General features: G+C 39.4%; 5 protein-coding genes and 1 pseudogene. 2 read left to right on the top strand and 4 right to left on the bottom strand.

Going from position 1 to position 6,921, the window contains the following annotated elements; translation table 11 throughout:
• Nucleotides 1-30 precede the first annotated feature (30 nt).
• From fucR to fucP, 4 genes are all read right to left on the bottom strand, one after another.
• Nucleotides 31-732: an L-fucose operon activator gene (fucR, locus tag ACGF7G_RS14270; RefSeq protein WP_387466322.1), complete on the bottom strand. Its 702-nt coding sequence runs from the start codon at nucleotides 730-732 to the stop codon at nucleotides 31-33.
• Between the two features lie 218 nt (nucleotides 733-950).
• Complete coding sequence (fucK, locus tag ACGF7G_RS14265) at nucleotides 951-2,396, bottom strand: L-fuculokinase (protein ID WP_387466324.1); 1,446 nt, start codon at nucleotides 2,394-2,396, stop codon at nucleotides 951-953.
• Between the two features lie 51 nt (nucleotides 2,397-2,447).
• Nucleotides 2,448-4,226, bottom strand: a complete 1,779-nt coding sequence (gene fucI, locus ACGF7G_RS14260) for an L-fucose isomerase (RefSeq protein WP_387466321.1) — start codon at nucleotides 4,224-4,226, stop codon at nucleotides 2,448-2,450.
• Between the two features lie 38 nt (nucleotides 4,227-4,264).
• On the bottom strand, nucleotides 4,265-5,575 hold the full coding sequence (fucP, locus tag ACGF7G_RS14255) for an L-fucose:H+ symporter permease (RefSeq protein ID WP_387466319.1): 1,311 nt from the start codon (nucleotides 5,573-5,575) through the stop codon (nucleotides 4,265-4,267).
• A gap of 456 nt (nucleotides 5,576-6,031) precedes the next feature.
• Between fucP and fucA the strand changes: the two genes are divergently transcribed.
• Both fucA and aphA read left to right on the top strand, forming a co-directional pair.
• Complete coding sequence (gene fucA, locus ACGF7G_RS14250) at nucleotides 6,032-6,679, top strand: L-fuculose-phosphate aldolase (protein WP_387466317.1); 648 nt, start codon at nucleotides 6,032-6,034, stop codon at nucleotides 6,677-6,679.
• 72 nt (nucleotides 6,680-6,751) lie between these two features.
• A pseudogene (gene aphA / locus ACGF7G_RS14245) lies at nucleotides 6,752-6,877 on the top strand (acid phosphatase AphA); the annotation flags it as partial.
• Between the last annotated feature and the right edge of the window lie 44 nt (nucleotides 6,878-6,921).

Raw genomic sequence — 6,921 nt, 5'->3', positions numbered from 1 at the left:
AAATATACTCATCGATATTAAAAACTACACTTAATAATTCGATATTATATCCGTGATATTACTACGATTTCCTATTTTAATTTCACTTTTCCGGTTAACTTTACTCTTATCAATTAGCAAAATTGATTGTAATGCCCGCTTTATAAGAGTATCTTTGTATTGTGCATTATCAATATTCGAATCCCATAAATCACCATCTGCATCAATACCGTCACAGGAAAAAATAAATAGATCAATCTCTAAATTTTTTAATTGTGTAATAAGTGATGAACTAATATAACAAGCATATTTACGATGAAGAGTTCCCCCTGAACTGATTAACTGAATATTTTTTTTCTTTGATAATTGATGGCAAATACGAATGCTATTGGTAAAAATAGTGATATTAATATCAGGAAGTTGCTTTGCCAGATACCAACATGTTGAACTTGCATCAAGTGCGATTACCATTCCTTCGCTTATCCAAGTTACAGCTCGTTGAGCGATAAGCGATTTACCTGAAAAATGGCTTTTAACCCGAATGTTAAAAGAGTCACCATTATCCTGTGTTTCCTTGTTTAAGCTTTTTGTTCTTCCATGTAAACGGAGAAGACGACCACGCTCCTGAAGAAATCGTAGATCTCGGCGTATTGTTTCTTTACTGACTTGTAAAACTAAGGAAAGTTCAGTGGTTGTTAATGATTCATGGTGATGAAGAAGATCCATGATTTTTTGATGACGTTCATTTCTCATAAAGGGATCCCTTTTATATTGTGACAGAATGGGATTATTTCGCCCAATGTCAGAATTAAAAAATCATGCCTTCTTTAGCAATATCTTTCCACATTTCGTCGTTTTCTCTGTGACGATGATAGCAAAAGCGTTACCATTTCCTACTTTAGTTAGTTAGCATGTTTAAAAGGGATGGAGAGAAGAAATAAATAGGAAAATCATTTTCAGTAGAAGATTATCTATTCCTGTATAAAATTCTGAGCTAATGAATTATAAGCTTCTTGGTGTTCACCTGGTGTATAAAGTTCATAGTGATAAGAAAACTGCTCACGCGCTTTTTCAGACGACTCATAGCGACCTACACCAAACCAGGTAAAGAAAGAAGCGCCTAATACCGTCGTCTCTGCTTCATTAAGGACTTTTATTGGCAGGTTTAAAATGTCTGCTTTTATTTGATTCCAGAGATGATTTCGGCTACCTCCTCCCACTAACACCAATTCTTTAGCATGAAATCCACTTATTTTTCCTAACAGAGATAAGTTTTGTTTTAATTGATACCCCAACGCTTCTAATGCAGCACGATAGAAATGGCGTCGTTCAGTATTTAACGTTATTCCACACCATCCTGCCTCGGAGGTTAACAAACGACAATTCATTCTTAAATTATTAGCACCAGGAGGAACAGATAAAGCTTCATGAATCATTTGGCGATAGGCCTCCGAAGGGGGAATATCTTGCCAGAAAAGCTGTCGGATCCATTCAAGTACGCCAGAAGCCAGCCATTGTAATCCCGGGTTAAAGATCCCTTTTCTTGCGTCCAATTCACATGTAGAACCCGCATAATGAGGTAAAATATGGGTATTCACATGAGGGGTGCGTACCATCAGAATTTCCCAGGTACCGGAAGATAAAACCGGTTGATTCAAACCTGCGCCGGAGCCAAATAAAGCAAATTGCGTATCATGTCCAGAAGAAATAACTGGAATTCCTGAAGGCAAGTTCAATTTTTTAGCTACCTCCGGGACTAATGTACCAATTTGTTCGCCAGCAGAAACGAGTTCAGGAAATAAATTCTCTGAAATAGAAATAGCATCTAATATTGCTTCACTAAACTGTTCATTATGAATATTGAGTAACTGACTGGTTCCGGCCATCGTTCTGTCAGTTGACATTACTCCTGTTAATCGATAATTGATTAAAGAAGAAATAAACAACCATACATGGGCTTTATCGAAAAGAGCAGGGTGATTTTCTTTTAACCAGATTAATTTATAAAGCGTATTAAAATTAAATTTCCCAACACCGGATATCGTTTGTAATTTCTCAGCCGAGAAGTAACGCTCAATACTTTCAACAATAGAGGTTGTTCGTGAACATTTCCAACTAATAATTGGATAAAGTAGGTCACCCTTTGCATCGACCAATGTTCCGTCAGCACCAAAAGTCGTCACCGTTATTGCGCATATCTTATAACCTGATAATTTGGGGCTAATCCTACGACAACAGCCCGTCAACCGTTCTAAAATGGCGTCCAGTGACCATATATGCCAGTGAGGATTGGCTTTATCGGGATCACTCGTATTCGGTGTTGACTCTTTTACAATCACATTGCCCTGAGCGTCAACTGCAATAGCCCGCACATTCGTGGCCCCACAATCCAAAACTAAAACGACATCTTGCATGATATGTTCTCCTGTCAGGAATAGAGGCGGTACAATTTGTACCGCCGGCAGCCACTATTTCTTATAGAGAGGACCATAGTTTTGGCAGGCTCGGTAATCTGAACCTTCTAGATCCATGCCGTGTGCACTCCATGCAGAAGGACGATAAATGGCTTTTTCATCCAGATTATGCATACAAACTGGGATCCTGAGCATAGAAGCTAACGTAATGAAATCGGCACCAACATGACCAATAGAAAGCACACCATGATTAGCTCCCCAATTCGCCATAACCGAGTACACATCCTTAAAGACACCTTTACCGGTTAAACGTGGAACAAACCAAGTTGTTGGCCAGGTTTCATTGGTCCGTTTATCCAAAACGTCATGGATATCTTTAGGCAATTCCGCACTCCAGCCCTCCGCAATTTGCAGGACGGGACCAAGGCCTTTAATAATATTGACTCGACTCAGGGTGAAAGGAACGCCGCCTTTGGTTAAGAATTTGCAGGAGAAGCCACCACCTCTGAAATATTCATGGAGCGCCGGGCACCATTGTGTTGCAGCCAGGCAAGCATCCACTTCCTCTTCGGTAATTTCCCAGTGAGGTTTCATCGTAGGATGGCCTTGAGCATCTTTTTGGCAACAGGTCCCATCCAGCGTTGCGGAGCCTGAATTAATGAGATGGAGCACCCCATTTTCAGCCTGCCCCGTGAGTTTTTGGCCCGTGACACGCTCGACAGATTCTGGAGACCAGAAAGTTCGAACATCAGCAAAAATCTGTGCTGTCCCTGTTAGCATATGGCCAAATAACATTGCAACACCATTTAGACTGTCATTTTCCGTTGCAACCGTAAATGGCTGACGGATGCCGTTCCAATCGAATGAGCTATTCAAAATTGTTTCCGCAGTATCGCCATTGGGATATTGGTCTGTCCAATGACGTTGCCCCTGGAAACCCGCGACAATAGCGTTGTAGCCGAGAGCTTCTTCGCCATACCCTTTCTCTTTCAGTTTTGGATTTCCCTGCATCATGTCACGAATGCAAATAGCCATGAGTAAACTTTCGCGAAGAACTTGGCGACGACTTTCTGGTGAGCGGTGATATGGTTTAATATTCGGATCTTCACCATATTGGAAATATTTATCTGCCCAAGATAAGGCGAGCTCAAGTTCCTCTTCATCGTATATTTGCTTATCAATACGACGGCGTAATTCCGTCATATCAACAGACTGAATTTTCATACCAAGCCAGGATTCAAAAAAATGATGATCAACAATTGAACCTGCTATGCCCATTGATACACCGCCAACAGAGAGGTAAGTTTTTCCTTTCATATTGGCAACAGCCAATCCAGCCCGGGCAAATCGTAGCAATTTTTCTTTAACATCATCAGGAATGCGAGTGTCATCAGCATGTTGAACTTCATGTCCATATATAGAAAAAGCGGGGATGCCTTTTTGCGAATGAGCGGCTAAAGCTGCCGCAAGGTAGACTGCTCCTGGACGTTCAGTCCCATTAAATCCCCAGATAGCTTTAGGTCTCGTTGGATCCATATCTAATGTTTCACCGCCATAACACCAACACGGTGTGACGGTAATTGTCAGCCCAATATTTAATGCACTGAATTTTTCATCACAAGCCGCAGACTCAGCAAGACCAGCAATACATGTGTCTGCAATAATGCATTCAACAGGGGTACCACAAGCATGGTAAATATGTCCAGTCAATAAATTAGCTGTCGTTTTTGCCATATTCATGGTTTGCTCTTCGAGTGATTCACGCACTCCCATACGACGGCCATCAATAACTGGGCGAATACCAATCTTGGGTAAGTTCATATTCTTTTTCATGCAATTTCCTCATACAAATAAAGTTGTTATTTGCTTTTTTAATTAAACAGATTATTGGGTAACGCATTCGCACGGAATTTTGCGAAAATAAAGATCACAGCAAAACAGAAAGCAGGTACTAGCTCAGCAGTTGGAACGTGATCCACCGCATCACTAACAAATCCCATAATGGGCGTTACGATACCACCCCCAACAATCGTCATGACAATAAGTGAAGAACCATATTTGGTATCCTGGCCTAATCCTTTAATTCCTAATGAAAAAATGGTTGGGTATTGAATAGACATAAACATGCTACAAAGGGTCAATGCAATTAAGCCGACATATCCCCCCACGAACGCGGAAATAATGCAAAGGCTCATGGATATCAAGGCATAACAAGCTAATACTTTTTCCGGCGCAAATCGCTTAACTAACCAAGTCCCACTTGATCGACCAATAAAGAAAAATACCATTGTTGCTGTCAGATAATTAGCGGCATACCCCGGAGTCATACTCGGAATTTCATCAATGGCATAACGAATCAGGTAACTCCAGCAAGCTGTTTGCGCACCGACATAGCAAAATTGTGCTAACACCGCCCAGCGCCAGTGCTTGATTTTAATCAGGCGTCTTAAAGACTTAAAGAATGAGAGGTTGTTGTCGTGTGCATCACTTTGCATTACTGGAAATTGGGTAAATAAAATCAAGCATGCAATCACTAAAACCGCAGCAACGATAATCATATAAGGGGATTGTACCGTTAAAACCAGGCTGTGGTTATAGGTACTAAGCTGCTCAACAGTCATTTTATCGAGTGTTTCTTGGGGTAAATGAGGAACATTAGATAAAATTAAACTTTGTCCAAAAATAACGGCGATAATTGCCCCAAATGAGTTAAATGTTTGTGCCAGGTTAATGCGAAAGTGCCCCGTTTTTTCAGGCCCTAATACTGTGACGAAGGGGTTGGCCGCTGTTTCTAAGCAACCTAATCCGGCAGCGATAATAAAAAGCCCTATAAGGAATAGTGTATAATTCATCGTTTCTGCGGCAGGCCAAAAAAGAGCAGCGCCAACAACATAAAATAGTAATCCAGTCATTATCCCTGCTTTATAATTTAATTTGTTCATCAATATTCCAGCAGGAATAGGAATAATAAAATAACCAAAATAAAATGCCGACTGAATTAATCCTGCTTGGAGATTTGTTAAGGAAAAAGCTTTTTGAAATTGAGGCAGCAATATGTCATTTAAATTATTTGCCACAGCCCACAAAAAAAAGAGAGAACACAAAAGCGTAAAAGGTATTAAATAATCTCTGTTTTTTTTACTATCACGCTCTATATTTGATTGCATTGATACGTTATCCATAGCACCCTCTCTATCGCAGCTAATACTGTGAGTTTTCCAGAGTCAGCCTTATTTTTAGTCATCTATAAGATAAGAAAAGGATCTCAATCACATTTATTTATTCATGCCACTAAATTGTGAACTTAATCACTGAAATAAATCTATCACACATGCCCGTTTGTATTTTTTTTATTTAATTCGGTCATGAAAATGACCGTATAATCTTTTTTATGAAAAAACGGTCAATAAAACCAATAAATGACCGTTTGAGTTAGAAATGAAAAATACGGAATAAAAAAATAAATACAGGTGTCGATAAAATCCAAAAAGTGGTAAAAACATTTGAGCTTAATCACAAAAACCAACTTAAATATTTATTTAAAAACAATAAGGTACTACAACAAAAATACAGAGCAGACTCCATTTATTTATTTTTCATTGACTAGCATAATTCGAATTTAAACAAGGTAAATAATCGTGAAAAGAAATACATTATCTCGTGAAATTATTCATACATGCTTAGAAATGACCCAACTGGGATTAAATCAAGGCACTGCGGGTAATGTCAGTGTCCGTTATAACAATGGAATGTTAATTACGCCGACAGGAATCCCTTATGAACAATTGACTGAAATACATATTGTTTATGTAGATGAAATTGGTCAACCTGAGGATAATAAGATCCCCTCTAGTGAATGGCGCTTTCATCAGGCGGTCTATCATGCCAGACCTGATGCAAATGCAGTCGTCCATAATCATGCAATTCATTGCACAGCAGTTTCTATTTTAAATAAATCAATCCCAGCCATTCATTACATGATCGCAGCAGCGGGAGGAGATTCAATTCCCTGTGTACCTTACGCAACATTTGGTACCAAACAACTCTCTGACTATGTATTTAATGGTTTTAAAAACAGAAAAGCCATTCTATTACAGCATCATGGGATGATTGTTTGTGAGGTTAATCTACAAAAAGCACTATGGCTCGCGCATGAAGTTGAAGTGCTCGCTCATCTATATTTACAGACCCTAGCGATCCAAAATCCAGTTCCTATCCTGAGTCCAGAAGAAATAGCAATTGTGCTTGAGAAATTTAAGACATATGGTTTAAAAATTGAAGAATAAGATCCCTAATTCTGGGAAAAAAATGAATAATGGTTGGGATTAGTTTAGTATTCCCAAGAAAGTCGGGATTATATTGCTGACGCCCATGAGTTGAATATTCGAGGTATCTGTATCCTGCGGGCTGCAAATTCTACTTGTCAACCATTGCCTAAAGCAGGTCGGTTTGGTGAGGAAATCGTTGTTAACTCGCAGTTTTAATGCTGGTGTTCATCGTGTTTGTTGAGTCAGGAACAAGGTTTGCA

This window comes from Photorhabdus sp. RM323S (assembly GCF_042879375.1).
In the GTDB taxonomy this organism is placed as follows: Bacteria; Pseudomonadota; Gammaproteobacteria; order Enterobacterales; family Enterobacteriaceae; genus Photorhabdus; species Photorhabdus tasmaniensis.
This window is presented reverse-complemented; position numbering and strand designations above follow the sequence as displayed.

Coding starts and splice junctions, on each gene's coding strand:
- fucP (WP_387466319.1), bottom strand. CDS start 5,575: ATGGATAACGTATCAATGCAATCAAATATAGAGCGTGATAGTAAAAAA.
- fucI (WP_387466321.1), bottom strand. CDS start 4,226: ATGAAAAAGAATATGAACTTACCCAAGATTGGTATTCGCCCAGTTATT.
- fucR (WP_387466322.1), bottom strand. CDS start 732: ATGAGAAATGAACGTCATCAAAAAATCATGGATCTTCTTCATCACCAT.